The sequence below is a fragment of the Burkholderia sp. Bp9031 genome, assembly GCF_003857965.1.
In the GTDB taxonomy this organism is placed as follows: Bacteria; Pseudomonadota; Gammaproteobacteria; order Burkholderiales; family Burkholderiaceae; genus Burkholderia; species Burkholderia ambifaria_A.
In genome coordinates, this window is record NZ_QTPW01000005.1 from 270408 (window position 1) to 287388 (window position 16981).

Annotated in this window: 17 protein-coding genes; 8 read left to right on the forward strand and 9 right to left on the reverse strand. The window is 66.2% G+C overall.

The genetic code is table 11. The annotated features are described in order from the left end of the window. Positions 1–47: 47 nt before the first annotated feature. Positions 48–1331: a Zn-dependent hydrolase gene (locus DIE15_RS09500; RefSeq protein WP_124833060.1), complete on the reverse strand. Its 1284-nt coding sequence runs from the start codon at positions 1329–1331 to the stop codon at positions 48–50. Next, on the reverse strand, positions 1328–2713 hold the full coding sequence (locus DIE15_RS09505; protein WP_124833061.1) for a dihydroorotase family protein: 1386 nt from the start codon (positions 2711–2713) through the stop codon (positions 1328–1330). The genes DIE15_RS09500 and DIE15_RS09505 overlap by 4 nt, the downstream gene beginning before the upstream one ends. Positions 2714–2811: 98 nt before the next feature. On the opposite strand from DIE15_RS09505, the gene DIE15_RS09510 reads away from it, so the two are divergent. From DIE15_RS09510 to DIE15_RS09540, 7 genes are all read left to right on the forward strand, one after another. Then, on the forward strand, positions 2812–3702 hold the full coding sequence (locus tag DIE15_RS09510; protein WP_124833062.1) for a LysR family transcriptional regulator: 891 nt from the start codon (positions 2812–2814) through the stop codon (positions 3700–3702). A 261-nt stretch (positions 3703–3963) separates the two neighbouring features. Continuing rightward, positions 3964–5055: a DUF917 domain-containing protein gene (locus DIE15_RS09515; RefSeq protein ID WP_124833063.1), complete on the forward strand. Its 1092-nt coding sequence runs from the start codon at positions 3964–3966 to the stop codon at positions 5053–5055. A gap of 15 nt (positions 5056–5070) precedes the next feature. Further along, positions 5071–6720, forward strand: a complete 1650-nt coding sequence (locus DIE15_RS09520; protein ID WP_124833064.1) for a urocanate hydratase — start codon at positions 5071–5073, stop codon at positions 6718–6720. 30 nt (positions 6721–6750) lie between these two features. Further along, on the forward strand, positions 6751–8073 hold the full coding sequence (locus DIE15_RS09525) for an MFS transporter (protein ID WP_185734414.1): 1323 nt from the start codon (positions 6751–6753) through the stop codon (positions 8071–8073). A 17-nt stretch (positions 8074–8090) separates the two neighbouring features. After that, a complete protein-coding gene (gene hutH, locus DIE15_RS09530; protein ID WP_124833065.1) occupies positions 8091–9725 on the forward strand; it encodes a histidine ammonia-lyase in 1635 nt (544 codons plus the stop codon). Between the two features lie 161 nt (positions 9726–9886). Continuing rightward, positions 9887–10987, forward strand: coding sequence for a porin (locus DIE15_RS09535; protein WP_057924391.1), 1101 nt, complete (start codon positions 9887–9889; stop codon positions 10985–10987). A gap of 108 nt (positions 10988–11095) precedes the next feature. After that, positions 11096–12124, forward strand: a complete 1029-nt coding sequence (locus tag DIE15_RS09540; RefSeq protein ID WP_260428222.1) for a porin — start codon at positions 11096–11098, stop codon at positions 12122–12124. A 308-nt stretch (positions 12125–12432) separates the two neighbouring features. Here the strand turns inward: DIE15_RS09540 and DIE15_RS09545 are convergent, their stop codons facing one another. The 7 genes from DIE15_RS09545 to DIE15_RS09575 all read right to left on the reverse strand — a co-directional run bounded on the left by DIE15_RS09545 (position 12433) and on the right by DIE15_RS09575 (position 15942). Then, the gene (locus tag DIE15_RS09545) at positions 12433–12696 is read right to left on the reverse strand and encodes a hypothetical protein (RefSeq protein WP_057924390.1); all 264 of its coding nucleotides are present in this window, start codon (positions 12694–12696) and stop codon (positions 12433–12435) included. Next, positions 12686–13435 carry a DNA/RNA non-specific endonuclease gene (locus tag DIE15_RS09550; RefSeq protein ID WP_057924389.1) on the reverse strand — a complete coding sequence of 250 codons (750 nt, stop codon included), beginning with the start codon at positions 13433–13435 and terminating at the stop codon, positions 12686–12688. Before DIE15_RS09550 ends, DIE15_RS09545 begins: the two co-directional genes overlap by 11 nt. A gap of 192 nt (positions 13436–13627) precedes the next feature. Then, entirely contained in the window at positions 13628–13846 is a 219-nt protein-coding gene (locus DIE15_RS37590) for a hypothetical protein (RefSeq protein WP_057924388.1), read from the reverse strand. Positions 13847–14136: 290 nt separating this feature from the next. Further along, positions 14137–14610, reverse strand: a complete 474-nt coding sequence (locus DIE15_RS09560; RefSeq protein ID WP_057924387.1) for a VOC family protein — start codon at positions 14608–14610, stop codon at positions 14137–14139. A 205-nt stretch (positions 14611–14815) separates the two neighbouring features. Continuing rightward, positions 14816–15316, reverse strand: coding sequence for an aspartyl-tRNA synthetase (locus DIE15_RS09565; RefSeq protein ID WP_185734416.1), 501 nt, complete (start codon positions 15314–15316; stop codon positions 14816–14818). A 23-nt stretch (positions 15317–15339) separates the two neighbouring features. Then, entirely contained in the window at positions 15340–15567 is a 228-nt protein-coding gene (locus DIE15_RS38030) for a hypothetical protein (RefSeq protein WP_124833102.1), read from the reverse strand. Positions 15568–15633: 66 nt separating this feature from the next. Then, entirely contained in the window at positions 15634–15942 is a 309-nt protein-coding gene (locus tag DIE15_RS09575; RefSeq protein ID WP_124833068.1) for a phosphatidylserine/phosphatidylglycerophosphate/cardiolipin synthase, read from the reverse strand. Between the two features lie 199 nt (positions 15943–16141). On the opposite strand from DIE15_RS09575, the gene DIE15_RS09580 reads away from it, so the two are divergent. Beyond that, positions 16142–16882, forward strand: a complete 741-nt coding sequence (locus tag DIE15_RS09580) for a DUF695 domain-containing protein (RefSeq protein ID WP_124833069.1) — start codon at positions 16142–16144, stop codon at positions 16880–16882. Positions 16883–16981: the final 99 nt, after the last annotated feature.

Here is a 16981-nt window from a genome sequence, read left to right on the forward strand (position 1 = left end):
GCCGATATCACCCCGTGCTTCGCGCCCGACGGGCGCGAAGCACACGCTCATTTCCGACTTTCCTCGCGTACGGCAAGCGCGCTGTCCAGTTGCATCAGCGCTTGATATAGCACGCGCGTGCCGTCGAGAAACTGCTGAGGCTCGATCCACTCTTCCGGGCAATGACTGCGGCCGCCCAGACACGGAATGAAGATCATCCCGATCGGCCCGGTCGGCGCGACATACACGGCGTCGTGTCCCGCGCCGCTCGGCAGCCGCATGCTCGGATAGCCGAGCTGCGTGGCCGCCTGCTCGACCGCGTCCATCACGAGCGGCTGGCAATCGGTCGGCCGCGCACGGCTCACGTGCTCGGCGCGCGCGCTCAATCGCAATCCCTCGAGCCGCGCGGCCGCACCGGCCAGCAGCGCCTCGGGGAAATCGTCGAGCACCGCGTCGCTGTCGCTGCGCACTTCCAGCATCAGTTCGACCTGCCCCGGCACCGCGTTCGGCACGTTCGGCGTCATCGCGATCCGCCCGATCGTCGCCACGACGTAGTGCGGGTTGCCCGACAGGGCCGACGCGCGCGCATGCGCGGCCTCGATCAGGTGCGCGGCGCCGACGAGCGCGTCGCGACGGATGTCCATCGGCGTCGTGCCCGCATGGTCGGGCTGCCCCGTCACGGTGATCAGCACGCGCCGGATGCCGACGATGTTGGTCACGATGCCGATCGGCAAGCCGCGCGTCTCGAGCACGGGGCCTTGTTCGATATGCAGTTCGACGAACGCGGCGGTGCTGCCCGGCGCGCGCAGCGGTTCGCGCAGCGCATCCGGATTGCCGCCGATGCGGCGCAGCGCTTCGGCGAGCGTTTCGCCTTCGGCATTGGTCGCGCGCAGCATGCCGGCATCGAGCACGCCCGACAGTGCGCGGCTGCCGACGCACGAAATGCCGTAGTCGCTCGGTTCTTCGGACAGGAAGTCGATTACCTCGAGCGGATGGTCGAGCACGATTCCCTGTTCGTTCAGCGTATGCGCGACCTCGATGCCGGCAAGCACGCCGATGATGCCGTCGAAGCGGCCGCCACCGACCACCGTGTCGCAATGCGACCCCGTGACGAGCGGTTTCGTGCAACGGCCGCTGCCTTCACGGCGGCCGATCAGGTTGCCGCCCGCGTCCATCGAGACCGAGAGGCCGGCCTCGGCAAACTGCGCGGCGAGCCATGCGCGCGCCTCCGTGAACAGCGGCGAGAACGCGCGGCGTGTCCACGGGACATCGGGCCGCGTAAAGCGCGCCAGTTGCTCGACACGCGCGTTCAGGCGCGCGGCGTTCAGGGGAGGAAATACCGTCGGATTCATGCTTGCTCCGGTTGTGTCTTGATCGATTGGCTGCCGTGCGGCTTCAGGAAGCGGCCCGAGCCTGCCGGATTGACAATGCGTGCGCCGTCGTACACGAGCGCGCCGCGACAGTAGGTGGCGGCGATCCGCACGGTGAATTCCATGCCTTCGAACGCGCTCCACTGCACAGCCGACAGGCTGCGCGACGGATCGAACGCGTAGCGTTCCGGCGTCAGGATCACGAAATCCGCATCGGCGCCGACATCGAGCGAACCTTTGCGATCGTCGAGCAGGAAGTGCCGCGCCGGGTTCGTCGCCAGCAGTTCCGCGATGCGCGTCGGCGCGACGCCATGCTGCTCGCAGCCGGTCCAGAACGCGGGCAGCAGCGTTTCAAGCCCCGGGCCGCCCGACGCATTGCGGAACACGTTGGGGTCGCCCTTGCGTTCGAGCCCCCAGCTCACGTGATCCGACGACACGAACGTGCATTCGCCGCGCGCGATGTGCGTCCATAGCAGTTCCTGCTCCGCGCGCGGCCGGATCGGCGGGTAGTGCTTCGTCTTCGCGCCGAACCGCTTCGTATGCGTTTCGTGGTCGAGCATCAGGTACTGCACGCAGGTCTCGATGCTCGCACGATGGCCGGCCTGCCGGAACATGTTGCACAGCGCGAAGCCGCGTGACGTCGACACGTGCACCGCGTGCGCGCGGGCGCCCGTCTCCGCACCGATCTCGTAGATCAATGCAGTCGCGAGGTTCTCGATCAGCGGCGGATGTGCACGCAGGAACGCGTCCCAGCCCGTGTCGCCGGCTTCGATCATCCGTGCGATGTTCTTGCGCGTCAGGTCCTGCATCTGGTTGTGCACGCCGCAGGCGAGCCCCGAAGGCGCGATCATTCGGAACGCGTCGTACAGCACGTCCTCCTCGACGCGCGGGAACCGGCCGGGCGTCGCCTCGAACGTCGAGAACTTGAACGCGCACACGCCGCCGTCGATCAGCCCGGCCGCCGCTTCGAGGCCGTGCTTCGCGTTGAGCGTTCCGTACAGCGCGACGTCGACGTGGCAATCGCGTTCGGCTTCCGCGATCTTGCGGTCGAGCTGCGCGCGCGACGCGACCGGTTCCGGATCGTCGTACGGCATGTCGACCATCACCGTCACGCCCCCGGCGGCGGCCGCACGCGACGCGTGACCGAGCCCCTCCTGGTTCGCCTGGCTGGCCGCATGGACCTGCCCGTCGACGACGCCCGGCAGCACCCACTGTCCGCGCGCATCGATCGTGTCGCGTGCCGCCGGCGGCGCGCCCGCGCCGCGTGCGGCAATCCGTCCACCCCGAATCGCGAGCCAGCCGTCGTCGACCACCTCGCACGCATCGACCAACCGGCCGCGCACCACCTGCTCGAATTCGCTCATCTCGCCTCCTGCTTTTTTGATCACGAGCAGTTTAGGCAGCGCTCTGCCAGAATGTCTCATGCCGATTTATCGTTCCCACATAACATGGAGTTAAGGCTGTGCGTCTGAACCTGCGCCAGATCGAGGTATTTCGAGCAATCATGCTGACCGGCTCGATCAGCGGCGCCGCGAAGCTGCTGCACGTGTCGCAGCCAGCCGTCTCGCGGCTCATTTCGTATGCCGAACAACGGCTCGGCCTCGTGCTGTTCGAGCGCATCAAGGGGCGGCTCTACCCGACGCCCGAAGCGCAGCGGCTGTTCGTCGAAGTCAACGCGGTGTACCAGGGCGTGCAGCGCGTCAATGAAATTGCGGAAGACCTGATCGAGAACCGGATGGGCCACCTGCGCATCGCGTGCAGCCCCAATCTCGGGCAATCGCTGCTGCCGCGCGCGATCGCGACGTTCTACGAGCGCTTTCCCGACGTGCGCATCATCCTGCACACGATGATCCCGAGCGTGCTGTTGCAGGCGGTGCTGACGCAGCAGGTCGAGCTCGGCATCGCGTTCCTGCAGGACACGCATCCGAACGTCGAAAGCCAGCTCCTCTACGAAAACCGGATGGTCGCCGCCGTGCCCGCGTCACACCCCTTCGCGCGCCGCAAGACGCTGGCCGTGCGCGATCTCGCGAACCAGCCGCTGATCGGTTACGGCAGCGACATTCCGCTCGGGCAGTTGGTGCGGCGGCTGTTCAGCGACGAAGGGCTCGTGCCGCAGGTCAAGATCGAGGTACAGCAGGCACACGTTGCGTGCGCGCTCGCGCAGGCCGGCACCGGCATCGCGCTGATCGACGAACTGACGGTCGCGGGGCCCGTGTGGCCGCAGATCGTCGTGAAGCCGATCGTGCCGACCATTGCCGCGCCGGTCAGCGTGCTGCACCCGGTGCTCGCGCCGCTGTCGCGCCTCGCGCACGAGTTCATCGACACGCTGCACGCGCTTGCCGCAGAGGCATGAATTTCGTTACCCGAACAGGCGGAAACCGTTGTCCAGCCTGCGTTTCGCTGTCGCATCGGCGCCGGCGGCTTGCCCCGTTCGCCATCCGTCGCTTGAGCGTGACCGGGATTACCCTACGCTTAACATTACGTTATGAAGTCTCCATAAAATAGCAATAACGCTCAATATTCGGCGTCCCTAGAATCGTTTGGACAGTACCGCCACACAAGGCTTTCCGGCCGGCGCGTACAGCCCTTTTTCCCCTCTCAGGACAAACGACACATGGGACGCATTCTGTCTTCGAAGGACGTCGAAGCCGCCGTCAAGGGCGGTTCGGTTTTCGCATGCGGCGGCGGCGGCTGGGCCGACCACGGCCGTGAACTCGGCACGCTCGCGGTCACGATCGGCCGCCCCGAACTGGTCACCATCGACGAGTTGCCGGACGACGCGTGGATCGCCACGGCCGCCGCGATCGGCGCGCCGGGCGGCCTCACCGACTGGCAAATGCTCGGCGCCGACTATGTAAAGGCTGCGCAGCTCGTGCAGGACGCGCTCGGCGCGCCGCTCGCGGGGCTCATCATCGGGCAGAACGGGATGTCGAGCACGCTGAACGCATGGCTGCCGTCCGCGCTGCTCGGCACCAAGGTGGTCGACGCGGTGGGCGACATCCGCGCGCACCCGACCGGCGACATGGGCTCGCTCGGCCTCGCGTCGAGCACCGCGCCGATGATCCAGGCGGCTACCGGCGGCAACCGCGAACGGCATGCATACATGGAAGTGGTCGTGCGCGGCGCGACCGCGAAGGTGTCGCCGGTGCTGCGCAAGGCGGCCGACATGGCCGGCGGCTTCATCGCGAGCTGCCGCAACCCGATTCGCGCATCGTACGTGCGCCAGCATGCGGCGCTCGGCGGCATCAGCCGCGCACTCGCGCTCGGCGAAGCGATCATCGACGCCGAACGGCGCGGCGGCAGCGCGGTGATCGATGCGATCTGCGCGACCACGCATGGCGAGATCATCGCGAGCGGCAAGGTCGAGCGCAACACGCTCGAATACACGCGCGACGCATTCGACGTCGGCCTCGTCCATCTTGGCAGCGGCACGCAGCGCGCGGTCATTCATGTGATGAACGAACACATGGCGGTCGACGACGCGCACGGCGCCCGGATCGCAACCTACCCCGACGTGATCACGACGCTCGATGCCGAAGGCCGCCCGGTCAGCGCGGGCCAGTTGAAGGAAGGGATGGAAATCCACGTGCTGCGGGTGGCGAAGGCGCACATTCCGCTGTCGTCGTCGGTGTTCGACGCGGCGGTGTACCCGCCGGTCGAAGCCGCGCTCGGCATCTCGATCGCCGACTATGCGCTCGCGCGCTGAACGGGAGGCACGACGATGAATCAGACGACCCGACCCTTCGAAGTCACGTCCGGCAGCACGCTGCGTTGCAAGGGCTGGCGCCAGGAAGCGCTGCTGCGGCTGCTCGAGAACGTGCTCGCCGTCGGCGAGGACCCCGATCAACTGATCGTCTACGCGGCGCTCGGCCGCGCGGCGCGCGACTGGCCGTCGCACGACGCGATCGTGCGCACGCTGAAGACGATGGACGATGACCACACGCTCGTCGTGCAGTCGGGCAAGCCCGTCGCGCTGCTGCGCACGCATGCGAGCGCGCCGCTCGTCGTGATGGCGAACTGCAATCTGATCGGCCAGTGGGCGAAGGCCGAACACTTCTACGAACTGGAGCGGCGCAACCTGATCTGCTGGGGCGGTCTCACGGCCGGCGACTGGCAGTACATCGGCTCGCAAGGCGTGATCCAGGGCACCTACGAAATCTTTTCGCGAATCGCCGAGCGCCATTTCGACAACGACCTGCGCGGGCGCTTCATCCTCACGGCCGGCCTCGGCGGGATGGGCGGCGCGCAGCCGCTCGCGGGACGGATGGCCAACGCCGCAACGCTCGTTGTCGAGATCGACCAGACACGCATCGACAAGCGGCTGCAGATCGGCTTTCTCGAACGACAGGCGCGCGATCTCGACGAGGCGCTCGCGCTGATCGCCGACGCGCGGGCGCGGCGCGAACCGATCTCGGTCGGCCTGCTCGGCAATGCGGCCGACGTGTTCCCGGCGATTCTTGCGCGCGGCGTCGTGCCCGACATCGTCACCGACCAGACGGCCGCGCACGATCTCGTGTACGGCTACGTGCCGTCAGGCTATACGCTCGACGACGTGCGCGCGCTGCGCGACAGCGACCGCACGACGCTGATGGATGCGAGCCGCGCGTCGATCGTGCGGCACGTCGAGGCAATGCTGGGATTCAAGGATCGCGGCGCGATCGTGTTCGACAACGGCAATCTGATCCGCACGCATGCAAAGGACGGCGGCGTGACGCGCGCGTTCGAGATCCCGGTATTTACCGAAGCGTTCCTGCGCCCGCTGTTCTGCCGCGCGATCGGCCCGTTCCGCTGGATCGCGCTGTCGAACGATCCGAACGACATCCGCCTCATCGACGACTACCTGCTCGAACACTTCCCCGACAACCGGATCGTCACGAACTGGATTCAACGCGCACGCGAATGCGTGCCGTTCGAAGGGCTGCCGGCGCGCATCGCGTGGCTCGGCCACGGCGAGCGCACGCGGCTCGCGCTCGCCGTCAACGCGATGGTGCGCGACGGCGTGCTGGCCGGGCCGGTCGCGTTCACGCGCGACCACCTCGACGCCGGCGCGATGGCGCACCCGAACATCATGACCGAGAACCTGCGCGACGGCTCCGACGCAGTGGCCGACTGGCCGCTGCTGAACGCGATGATGAACTGCTCGTCGATGGCCGATCTCGTCGCGATCCATTCGGGCGGCGGCGGCTACAGCGGCTACATGACGAGCGCGGGTGTCACCGTCGTAGCCGATGGCAGCGCGGCGGCGAACGAGCGGCTCACGCTGTCGATGACCAACGACACCGCGCTCGGCGTGATCCGCTATGCGGACGCCGGCTACGAAGAAGCGCTCGACGAAGCGGAACGCAAGCAGATTCCGCATATCCGGCTGTAAGGCCGCCCCGCACGACGACAGGAGATCGAAGTGAAACAAACCGCGGTTCCCCTCGACACGGCCGACGCCGTGTCACCTCCCGCATCGAGTGCCGGGCGCGCGATCGCCGCGGCCTCGATCGGCAACGCGCTGGAGTGGTACGACTTTTCCGTCTACGCCTTCTTTGCCGTGTACATCGCGCAGAACTTCTTCCATCGCGGCGACACGGGCACGGAACTGGTCGAGGCGTTCATGGCGTTCGGAATCGGCTTCATCGCACGGCCGCTCGGCGCGCTCGCGATCGGCGTGTACGGCGATCGCGCGGGCCGCAAGGCCGCGCTGACGCTGACCATTCTCGTGATGGCAGCCGGCACCGGCATCATCGCGTTCGCGCCGCCGTTCACTGCGATCGGCATCGGCGCGCCGCTGCTGATCCTGTGCGGCCGCCTGCTGCAGGGCTTCTCGGCCGGCGGCGAAGTGGGCGGCGCCGCGGCGTTCCTGATCGAGCACGCGCCGGCTGACCGCAAGGGCCGCTACGCATCGTGGCTGCAGGCAAGCATGGCGGCGTCGAACATCCTCGGCGCGCTGGTTGCCACCGCCGTAACGCTCACGCTGTCGCGCGAACAGATCGGCGACTGGGGCTGGCGGATTCCGTTCATCCTCGGTCTCGCGATCGCGCCGGTCGGCCTGTGGCTGCGCAAGACGCTCGATGAAACACCGCATTTCCGCGCGGAAATGGCACGTGCCGCGCACGCGCCGGCCGAGCACAAGACACCGTTGCTGCGGGTCGTGCGCGACTATCCGCGCGCGCTCGTCGTCGGCACCGGGTTCTCGGTGCTATGGGCCGTATGCGTGTATGCGCTGGTGATCTACATGCCGACGCACGTGCAGCGCGCGCTGCATTTCGACGGGCGCGACGCATTCATCGCGTCGCTGGTCGGCAACTGCCTGATGGCCGTCACTTGCGTGTGCGCAGGCAGTTGGTCGGATCGCTTCGGCCGGCGCACGGTGCTCACGGCAGGCGCCCTGCTGATGCTCGTGTCCGTGTATCCGCTGCTGCACTGGCTCGCCGATGCGCACACGCTCGCCGCGCTGATCACGGTGCAGAGCGCGTTCTGCGTGATGGTCGCGATCTTCACGGGCGTCGCGCCCGCCGCGCTGTCGGAGCTGTTTCCCACCAGCGTGCGCGCGACCGGCATGTCGCTGTCCTACAACATCGCCACGACGATCTTCGGCGGCTTCGCGCCGGCGATCCTCGCGTGGCTCACGCAACGGTCCGGCAACCCGTTCGCGCCAGCCTGGTATGTGATGGTCGCAAGCGCCATCGCGCTTGCATCGATCGCCGCGCTGTCTTCCACACCACGTCACGCCTGAAACCGGAGAACTGCTTCATGCCACGCTTCCTCATGCGGAGCGCGATCGCGCTCGCGCTTTTCGCCGCCGTCCCGGCCTTTGCGGACGTCACGCTCGACGGTCGGTCCGTCACGCCCGAATCGATCGCGCGCATCGCCGACGGCGAAGCCGTGTCGATCGCGCCGGCCGCCCGCCAGCGCGTCGTCGCCGCGCACGACGTACTGCTGAAGGCCGCCGCGGCCGGCCAGCAGATCTACGGGCTCACGGTCGGTGTCGGCCTCAACAAGGACCGCGAGATGGTCGATGCGCACGGCAAGCTGTCGCAGGAGGTCATCGACGCGTCGACGCGCTTCAACATCGGGTTGATCCACGCGCATTCCGGCAGCGTCGGCCCGGACATGAGCGTGCGCGTGGCGCGCGCCGCGATGGCTGCGCGCCTGAACGCGATGCTCGACGGCGGCGCCGGCGTGCAGCCGGCGATCGTCGACGCGTACGCGCAATTCCTCAATCGCGGCGTCACGCCGGCCATGCCGTCGGACGGCTCGATCGGCGAAGCCGACATCACGATCCTGAGCCACGTTGGCCTCGCGATGCTCGGCGAAGGCGACGTGTACTACCAGGGCCGCAAGGTCGCGGCCGCCAATGCGCTGAAATCGGCAGGCATCGCGACGATCCGTCCGTACGGCAAGGACGCGCTCGCGATCCTCAGTTCCAACGCGTACTCGGCCGGCATGGGCGCGCTGGCGCTCACCGACATGGCGCGTCTCGCGCAGGTGTCGAAGGTCGTGTTCGCGCTGAGCCTGCAGGGTCTGAACGGCAACGTGTCGCCGTTCCGCGAGGACACGCTCGCGCTGCGGCCGTTCCCGGCCACGCTGCGGGCCGGTGCAACGCTGCGCACACTGCTCGCGGGCAGCAGCCTGTGGAACCGCGATCCGGACCGGCCGCTGCAGGATCCGCTCAGCTTCCGCTCCGGCGTCTATCTGCTCGGCGAAGAGGATCGCACCTACGACGAAGCGCGTGCGCTGCTGCAGGTGCAGCTCAATTCGAGCGACGACAATCCGGGCGTCGCGGTCGGTGTCACGCCGAAGTCGAGCCGCGCGCAGGATACGGCCGGCTATGTCAACGGCGGCGGCGCGGTGCTGCCGAGCGCGAACTTCGAGCCGCTGCCGTGGGTGCTCGCGTTCGAGCAGCTCGGGCTCGCGCTCGGCCACAACGCGCTCGCGTCCGCGCAGCGCATCGTCAAGCTGAACGACCCGCACCTCACCGGCCTTTCGCGCTTCCTCGGCACCGAGGAAACCGTGCATGCGTTCGGCGCGATGGAGAAGCCGCCGACCGCGCTTGCAATGACGGTGAAGTCGCTCGCCATGCCCGTGTCGCTCGACTACCTGCCGGTTGCCGGCGGCATCGAGGACGTCGCGACGAACGCACCCGAAGTCGTGCAGCGCGTGCAGAAGCAGATCGACGCGAGCTACACGCTGCTCGGCCTCGAACTGATCGAGGCGTCGCAGGCGATCGACCTGCGCCAGCGCAAGCAGCCGTCGTTCGCGCTCGCGCCGGCCACGCAGCCGCTGTATCGAGCGTTGCGCACGAAGGTCGCGTTCCTCGAGCGCGACCGCCCGCTCACGCCCGACTTCCGGGCCGCCGATGCGCTGCTGCACGCATATCGAAACTGAGCGGCGCACCACCCTTCCTTCGTTTCACCTGTTAGCTGCCACACCCGCCGCCGCGATCGTCTTCCGATCGCGGTGCGGAGCACGCACGTCCGATCGCTTTACACGCGGCCGGATCGAACCATCGTTCACCGTCTTTCAACCACCCGCACTGAACCCTCATCATGAAAAAAATCCTGTTCGCGCTACCGCTTGCCGCGGCAGCTACCGCCCACGCGCAAAGCAGCGTCACGCTGTACGGCATCGTCGAAGACGGCGTCGACTACGTCTCGAACGTGCAGGGCAAACATCTCGTGCAGCTCGCGTCGGGCGTGACGGCCGGCAGCCGCTGGGGCGTGCGCGGCACCGAGGATCTCGGCGGCGGCCTGAGCGCGATCTTCCGGCTCGAAAGCGGTTTCGATCTCAACTCCGGTCGCCTCGGCAGCGGCCTCGCGTTCTCGCGCAACGCGTATGTCGGTCTGAACGACACGAAGCTCGGCTCGCTCACGCTCGGCCGCCAGTGGGATTCGATCGTCGACTACGTCGAGCCGTTCACGCTGAACGGCAACATCGGCGGCTACTACTTTGCGCACCCGAACGACATGGACAACACCGACAACGGTTTCCCGATCTCGAACGCGGTCAAATACCGCAGCCCCACGATCGCGGGCGTCACGTTCGGCGGCCTCTATGCGTTCGGCGGGCAGCCGGGCCGCTTCTCCGACAACGCGACGTTCAGCGTCGGCGCGAGCTACGCGGCGGGCCCGGTCGGCTTCGGCATCGGCTATTTGCGGATCAACAACCCGGGCGTGTCGACGCAGGGCTACCAGAACTATCCGGGCTTCACGAATGCGATCTACGGCAACTATCTCGATGCGGCACGTGCGCAGAAGGTGTTCGGCGTCGGCGCGTCGTACCAGGTCGTGCAGTGGCTCAAGCTGCTGGCCGACTTCACGAACACGAACTTCCAGCAGGGCAGCGCCGGGCACGACGCGACGTTCCAGAACTACGAGCTGTCGACGCTCGTCACGCCGACACCGGCCGTGACGATCGGCGCCGGATATACGTACACGACAGGCCGCGACCACGCGACGAACGCGGAGCCGAAGTATCACCAGTTCAACCTGAGCGTCGAATACGCGCTGTCCAAGCGCACGAGCGTCTATGCGATGTGTGCGTTCCAGAAGGCGGCCGGCGACGCACCGGTCGCGCAAATCGCGGGCTTCAATCCGTCCGGCAACCAGAAGCAGGCCGTCGGGCGCGCGGGCATCCGCCACGTGTTCTGACGTTCCGTTCGACGGGTGCCGTCGCGCCCTCGTCCGCCTTTCGTTCCTTCACACGAATCGATCAGTATGCCTACTCAATCAATCCGGAATGCCGGCCAACGTCGCCGGTTGCTGTCAACCCTCGGCGCATCGCTGCTCGCCTGCGCGATCGCCGACGACGCCACGGCCCAGTCGTCCGTCTCGCTGTACGGGCTGGCCGACGTCTATGTGGGCGCGCAGAAGAGTCTCGGCAAGCCGCGCGCGTATGCGATGAATTCGGGTGGCTTCACGACGAGCTTCTGGGGCATCGGCGGCCGCGAGGATCTCGGCGGCGGCTACGCACTGCAGTTCGCGCTCGAAGCGTTCATGCGCCCGTCGAACGGCGGCGCCGGCCGCTTCGGCGGCGATACGTTCTTCGGGCGCAATGCGTATGTCGGCGTCGCGACGCCGTATGGCGTACTGCGCGCGGGACGCAATACGACACCGTATTACATCTCCGCCGTTCGCTTCAATCCGTTCTCGACGTCGTTCGGCTTTTCGCCGGCGCTGAACCAGATGTACAAGGGTGTGTCGGGGCAAGGGCTCGTCGGCGACAACGGCTGGAGCAACTCGGTGCTGGTTTCGACACCCGGCGAGCACGCGCTGCAGGCGAGCCTGATCTATGCGAGCGGCAACGAAGCGGGCCACACGGGCGCGAACCAATGGGGCGGCAGCGTCACCTACGACCGGCACGGTGCGTTCAGCGCGACGCTCGCGTTCCAGCAGGCGAAATACGACCGGACACCGGGCGACCTGAATGCTTCCATCGCCGGATTCACGCAGCAGGATGCCGTGCTGGCAGGCATCGGCTATGACCTGAAGGTCGTGAAGTTCACCGCGTTCTACCAGTACGTGCACGACGCAATCGACAGCGGCGGGCTCGGCACGCACAGCGGACAGGTGGGCGCGGCGGTGCCGCTCGGCTTCGGCACGCTGCTCGCGTCGGTCATGGCCGCGAAAAGCCACGGGCGCGACCGCCCGTCGAGAACGACCTGGGCGCTCGGTTATGACTACCGCCTGTCCAAACGGACCGACATCTACGTAGCCTACATGCACGATCGCGCGAGCGGCTACGGACATGGCGATTCGGCGGGGCTCGGGTTGCGAAGCGCGTTCTGAGTATCAAAGCCAGGTTGTCATCGATCGCCGCCCGCTCTTCGCACGGCCGAATCACCGAGCCTACCGATCCATGTCGGAAAAGCTCGAACACGTACGTACACGCGGTGAGCAGGTGGAAGATTTGCCGGGCCGGCTGGCGTAGGCCACAATCATTTCAACTCGAATTACCGCGGCATAGCCTGGCACGAAATGGTGATGGCGCGTCAAGTCCCGCGCCCACCACTGTCGCCGACGCCTTGCATAAAGCCCCGCCGATGGCACCTGGCGCAAATCCTTCCCTCAAAGTCGAACGATTACCATTCGGCGCGTCACGCGAACGGGTTTTTGACCTTGCCGGTTGGCTTAAGAGGCTCCTTCGCGACGTGCTCGGGAAGCGAAGGATCCTGCTGAAGTACGTCGACAATACTTGCGATCGCCTGCTGTAGCGCAAGCGCCGCTGCCAGGCCGGCTTTGTCACGCGTCACTTCCAACGTTCCCGACAACACGATGCACTCCGGATCGTTTGTGACGGTGAAGTCGTCGCCATGAATATTCAGCATGGCAGAGTCATCTGCAAACGCCTTAAACTCCATTTAAGCCTCCTATACGGGTATCTTTCAGCGCTTCCGGAATGCCGGGGAACCGCAATCCGCTTTGCGCCTCGAGTTCGTGCACCGTTGCGATGTCGTAGTGATTGGTTGCCGAATTGTTCACCACGATAGCAAATGCGAGACGCTTCTCGGGAACATAGACTACCTTGAAAATTTGAGTAGGAACGATCACGCCCGACTCCCCGATCGTCTGCAGTTCCCCACCCTTGAACATCGGGCCGGTGACGACGTACGTGTCGGCGGCGCTCATGCCAATGCGACGAACGGCGCCCTCGATGCGCGCCCATAAGCGACGATTGTTTGTCGGGTTCTGCGGCACCATGTTTGCAAGCGAAAACGAATCGGCCATCGCCTGGTCGTTCCAGCGATCACCCGCCGGACTCATGTGTCCTCGATCAAATCCGCTCTTGCGATAATCGGAAAGCCGAGCGCCCTCGCCTGCAGGCAGGCGACGTTCTTCGAAGAAGCGATTGGTTCGCACCTCGCTCTTTGCGGCCGTCAGGTGAGCGCGGGTCAGGTGCTCTGCAGACCACAATGGGCCATGTGTGATTCCCGAATGCAGTATTTCGAAATCGGAATAGCAAAGCAGATGCGCTTTCGAGGCCATCTTGGCGTTGACCAGGACGGGATGCTCTCCTCGTGGGCTGAACTGGGAACAGTCGTCGGATGCGAATGCATGCGTGGCTAGTGCCAGCAGCACGCCTGCGAAATATTTCCGCATGGAATATGCATGGAGTTAATGGGCGCCAGAGTATACGGGAGACGATGCTTCGATCGCCAGGCCCGTGGAATTTTTAGCGTTTCCTCACCAAGAGCCGGAATGCGGCTGCGGCACGACGCGTACTCAACCTCGCCGAATGGCCGGCTCACCAGGCGTGACAGCGCAGCGATCCGTGGCATCAATGCAATGAAATCAGTGAACGTCGGGCGATCGCTCCGCGATCTGCGCGGTCGCGACGCACCGGCTCGCCCGCACATGCGCGTCGCTTGCGGAAGGTTTCGATAGATCGCGATTGCCGCCCGGCAGCACACCGAGTACGCACTCCGTGCTGAAGGTCAGCGTGTTCTGGACCATCGGATAGAGCAGGTACAACGCAAACGCGAGATATCCCGCGTACGGAACTCGAACTATGGTGCGATAGATGAACGATTGATCTCGCCCTGTTTACGGCGCGCCGCCGGACAGCTTGAGCCACCGGACATCAAATTGCCTGCTCCACGGCACTGCTCGACGCGTAAAGTGCCCGCGTCGCACCGACATGCCGGCACTCCATCACTCGTCATGGCGGCGCGAGGACAAGCAACGCGGCAACGCCACCGGCGCTTGAGCGCGGACGGGCCGCGCGCCGATATGCGCTGATGCTCGCCGCTGCAACCGCAACCGCGGCCGCGCGCGGCGTCAGCCCGATTCGCCCGGCCCGGTCAGCTTCCGCACGGCGGCGCGCTCGCCATCGCTTCCGCGATCTGTTCGGGTGTCAGATCGCGCTGATGGGTTGCGATCGACCAGCGATGGCCGAACGGATCCTCCACCTGCCCATAGCGATCGCCCCAGAACATGTCGGCCGCCGGCATCGTGACCGTTGCGCCGGCCGCGACGGCCTGCGCGATCGTCGCATCGGCGTCCGGCACGAACAGGTGCAGGCAGACCGGCGTGCCTTTCAGCGTCTTCGGCCCGAGAGCGCCATGCTCCGGCATTTCGTCCACGAGCATCAGCGTCGAATCGCCGATTGCGAGGCATGCGTGAGCGAGCCGTCCGTCCGGTGTCGGCAGGCGGAACCGTTCGGTCGCGTTGAACGCGCGCTTGTAGAAATCGATGGCTGCGGCTGCGCCGGCACAGATCAGATGCGGCGTCAGCGTGCGCATCCCTTCCGGGATCGGGTTAACGGACGTGGCCATGGGTGTCGCTCCTTCAGTCGGTTGTCGTATCGGAAATCGGGACGGACGCACGATGCGCACGCCTCCGATGCTACGACGGACGGGCTCGACGGAAATCGACACGCGTGCCGGGATTTTTTTGTATTCGTCCGCGACAGGCCAGCGAGGTCGCGCACGATGCGCGAAATCAGTTCGGCTGGCCAACCGAATCATCCGGCATGGCGAACTACCGGCGGCACGTTTCGAGCAGTGCGGCGACCGCGTCGAGCGGAAGGTCCGCGAACCGGTTGATCGGCAGCATCACGCCGCCGGGCACCTTCATGCGCGGCGAATGCGCCGAGAACTGGTAGCCGATGTAACGGTTGCCCGCGACGCTCACGATCCCGAATTCGGTCACGTCGCGCCATCGCGTGACCGGCTTTTCCTGCACGGCACCGATCAGCCTGAAGCCGGTTTCGTCGATATGCAGCGCCATCTTGCGGCGCGACACGAAGAAAAAGCCGCCGCTGATGAGCGCCAGCAACGCGGCCAGCGCCGCCACCGGCCAGAGTGTCCGATCGGCCGCATAGCCGCACGCGACCAACCCGGCCAGCACCGCGCAGACGATCGCCTTGCGCCTGAAACTGCGGCTGTCGACCGGCAGGACCATCGGTAACGCGGCAGTCACCGTACCCGCAACCGGATCGACATGCCAGCGTGAATCGTCCGCCTCGCTTGCTTCGTTCATCGCTTCGGCCGCTCCCGCTCCCGTCAATTGCACACCTTGACCGCGCCGTTGGACGTGCATTGACCGACTGCCCAGTGACTCTGCCCCGCGAGGTGCGGCGCGAGACCGATTCCGCGAATCGGCGTCGCAGGCGACGATGCGGGAACCGTCGCAGATGCGGTCTCGGGAGACGACTGTACCGGTTCAGTCTGACAGGCCGCAAGCATCAGACAGAGTGCGGCTGCCAACGGGATGACTGGGCATCTGGTCATGGCTTCGTGCGCGATAGCGTGATGCGTTCTTGTGGCCGGCTCGCGTGAACACGCACCGATCGCCATTCAGATCTGCGGAAGATCACGCAGCGTGCGCGACTCGTTCGTCGCATCGATGTCGAGCTCGATCCCCTCCGACGCGTCGCGATACAGCACACGTTTCAGCTTCGGCCCCACCGCCGTTCCGTCCACTTCGTCGAATACGGCGTGAACGTCGTTGCCCGCCGCAAGCGCGCGCGCCACCTCCGCCACCGACGCCTCGCTCGGCGCCGCCGCCCACGACCGGTCCGCCGGATTGACGGCCGCCCAGCGCACATGCGTCACACGCGCACTGCGCACATCGATTCGGACACCATTCACCGCGAACATCGACATCGGAATCTCCTTCGAAACGGTTGTGGCCGGGCGAACGCCTGACGATGGCAGCCGACGATCGCGCGAGGCCGCGCGAATTCGACCGCCACCGTGTCGGCCGGGCCGGCAATCGTCGGCGCGGCATCGGCCAACGCGTTTTTCGATGATACATTGGGACGCTTTGCAACCGTCAACAGACAATCGTGCACGGGAGAAACACATGACCGACGCCTGGGGAACCTTCCCTGCCAGAATGGGCGACCATCAGGCCTTCATCAGCTTCAATCACGGCTTTGCGGAAATCGCCGAGAGCGACCCGCGCACGTCGCTGCTCAGCGTGCGCATCACGCTTGCGCATCCGACACCCGACGGCCTGCCGAGCGCCGACGAGTTCGCCGATCTCACCAAGATCGAGGATCTGCTGGATGCCGCCGTGACCGCGAAGGACGGCGTACAGGTCGGCCGCATCACGGTCGACGGCAACCAGGATTTCCTGTTCTACGTGCCGTTCGACGAAGAAGCCGCGGCCGAGATCGTCGACTCGCTGGCCGAACAGACAACCTACGCACTTCAGTACGCCTACCAGGACGATCCTGACAAGGAAACCTACTGGCGCACGCTCTACCCGACCGACGACGACTGGCAACTGATGCGCGACATGCGCGTGCTCGAGGCACTGCGGCAGAAAGGCGACGTGAGCGATATCCGCCGGCGCGTGATGCACTGGGCCTACTTCCCGGAGCCGAGCGACGCGCACCAGTTCGCCGACTGGGCCGAGTCGAAAGGCTATCCGGTCGAATCGGTCGCACCGACCGAGGACGGCAAATCGGCCGTGCGGTTCGCGCACGAAGGCACGATGGTGCTGGCCGACATCACGCACCATACGCTCGAGATCAATCGCGAGGTACGCTCGCTCGGCGGCGAATACGACGGCTGGGAAACGAGCGTCGAGCAGGCGTGATGATCCGGCCGACCCGCGCGTTGCGCGCGACCGGGCATTGACGGGTCCGGGACAAAAAGCATCCCGGCAGTGCGGGCGGGCGCCGCCGGGACCAAGGCA

Bases quoted from the DNA above. Each gene is read 5' to 3' on its own strand.
- DIE15_RS09515 (WP_124833063.1), top strand. From the start codon at position 3,964: ATGGGACGCATTCTGTCTTCGAAGGACGTCGAAGCCGCCGTCAAGGGC.
- DIE15_RS09545 (WP_057924390.1), bottom strand. From the start codon at position 12,696: ATGGAGTTTAAGGCGTTTGCAGATGACTCTGCCATGCTGAATATTCAT.
- DIE15_RS09550 (WP_057924389.1), bottom strand. From the start codon at position 13,435: ATGCGGAAATATTTCGCAGGCGTGCTGCTGGCACTAGCCACGCATGCA.
- DIE15_RS09535 (WP_057924391.1), top strand. From the start codon at position 9,887: ATGAAAAAAATCCTGTTCGCGCTACCGCTTGCCGCGGCAGCTACCGCC.
- DIE15_RS09505 (WP_124833061.1), bottom strand. From the start codon at position 2,713: ATGAGCGAATTCGAGCAGGTGGTGCGCGGCCGGTTGGTCGATGCGTGC.
- DIE15_RS09580 (WP_124833069.1), top strand. From the start codon at position 16,142: ATGACCGACGCCTGGGGAACCTTCCCTGCCAGAATGGGCGACCATCAG.
- DIE15_RS09500 (WP_124833060.1), bottom strand. From the start codon at position 1,331: ATGAATCCGACGGTATTTCCTCCCCTGAACGCCGCGCGCCTGAACGCG.
- DIE15_RS09565 (WP_185734416.1), bottom strand. From the start codon at position 15,316: ATGAACGAAGCAAGCGAGGCGGACGATTCACGCTGGCATGTCGATCCG.
- DIE15_RS09575 (WP_124833068.1), bottom strand. From the start codon at position 15,942: ATGTCGATGTTCGCGGTGAATGGTGTCCGAATCGATGTGCGCAGTGCG.
- DIE15_RS38030 (WP_124833102.1), bottom strand. From the start codon at position 15,567: ATGACCAGATGCCCAGTCATCCCGTTGGCAGCCGCACTCTGTCTGATG.
- hutH (WP_124833065.1), top strand. From the start codon at position 8,091: ATGCCACGCTTCCTCATGCGGAGCGCGATCGCGCTCGCGCTTTTCGCC.
- DIE15_RS09520 (WP_124833064.1), top strand. From the start codon at position 5,071: ATGAATCAGACGACCCGACCCTTCGAAGTCACGTCCGGCAGCACGCTG.
- DIE15_RS09560 (WP_057924387.1), bottom strand. From the start codon at position 14,610: ATGGCCACGTCCGTTAACCCGATCCCGGAAGGGATGCGCACGCTGACG.